This window comes from Ursidibacter maritimus (genome assembly GCF_009761395.1).
GTDB classification, from domain to species: domain Bacteria; phylum Pseudomonadota; class Gammaproteobacteria; order Enterobacterales; family Pasteurellaceae; genus Ursidibacter; species Ursidibacter maritimus.
On record NZ_LEKN01000005.1, the window covers coordinates 1 to 1507 of the forward strand.

Annotated in this window: 1 pseudogene; it reads left to right on the plus strand. The window is 42.8% G+C overall.

The annotated features are described in order from the left end of the window. Positions 1-149: 149 nt before the first annotated feature. Positions 150-1507: pseudogene (locus tag A1D26_RS02300) on the plus strand (hypothetical protein); the annotation flags it as partial.

Sequence of the window (1507 nt, forward strand, 5' to 3'; positions counted from 1 at the left end):
ACACTTCCCGTTTTGCAAAATCATTCGTGAATCTTACCGCTTATGTGGAGAAAAAATGCCTGAATTACCCGAAGTTGAAACGAGTGTGCGTGGTGTTTCCCCCAACCACGCTCAACAACGGTGCAACCATCAAAGGTGGTGACCTTGTGATGAGTAACAACAAAATCACAGGTTTAGCGGATGGAGTTGATACCAAAGATGCGGTGAATGTAGGTCAATTAGACAAGGAAGTTAATGATGCTAAGACAGAGCTTAAAGGTGACATTGACACAGCCAAAACAGAGCTGAACAATAAGATTGATGGTGCTAAAACTGAGTTACAAGGCAATATCGATAATGTCAAAAATGAGCTGACCACCAAAGGTATGGACTACAAAGGTGAAAATGGAGAATTGATCCATAAAGCTCTTGGTGAACAGCTAGACATCATTGGTGACAGCAAAAACGTCAGTACCACCAATGAAGGTGGTAAGATTAAAATCACGATGTCAGACACACCGACATTTACCAATCTGACGACCACTGAAGGAGCAACAATCGGTGGCAAACTGGATGTAACAGGCCCTGCAACTTTCGCTGAAAAAGTGACCGCTAACAATGGCTTGGAAGTGAACGGTGCTACCACACTAAACGGTACAGTAGCAGTTAAAGACAAGTTGACTGCAGAGAAAGGCTTAGAAGTTACAGGCGCAACCACGCTCAACAACGGTGCAACCATCAAAGGTGGTGACCTTGTGATGAGTGGTAACGGCATCACAGGTTTAAAATCAGGTGGCGACGTAGAGACTAACGCAGCCAATATCGGTGATGTAAAAAATATCGCTAATACAACCGCTAAAGCTTTGGCGACCATCGTTACTTCTGAGCAAGGTTCTGTAACCGTAACTAACACAACGGCTGAAAACGGTCAAAAAACTTATAATGTTGAAGTTAATACGACCAAATTAGCAGAAGATGTGAAGTTAAAATACACTGGTGACAACAGTTCTAGTGGCGAAAACAAACTATCAGAAAGCGTTAACTTTGCAGGAACTGCAGGTGAGATTGTTACCACCGCCCAAAATGGCGAAGTTTCATTTAAGCTGGCTGATGAAATCAAAAAGCAAATTAACAATGCGACTACCGATATTGCCAACAAGGGCTTGACCTTTACAGGTACGGAAGGCACGACGGGTGTGAAAAAGCTTGGCGACAGTGTGTCTGTTTTGGGTGCAAATGAGAACATCAAAACCAAAGCCGATGCTAATGGCGTAAAAATTGAGCTGAACAACACCTTAAATCTTACAGACGCAGGCTCTGTAAACTTTGGTGATGGTAATGCCAAGCTAACTAAAGATGGCTTGAACATTCCAACTGGTGTAGGCTCAAATTCAGTATCTGTAACCAAAGAAGGCATCAATGCAGGTAATAAGGCAATCACTAATGTAAAAGCGGGTGAGAATGATACAGACGCTGTAAACCTTGCTCAATTAAATGCAACCAAAGCGATTGCTGAAAAAGGCTGGAA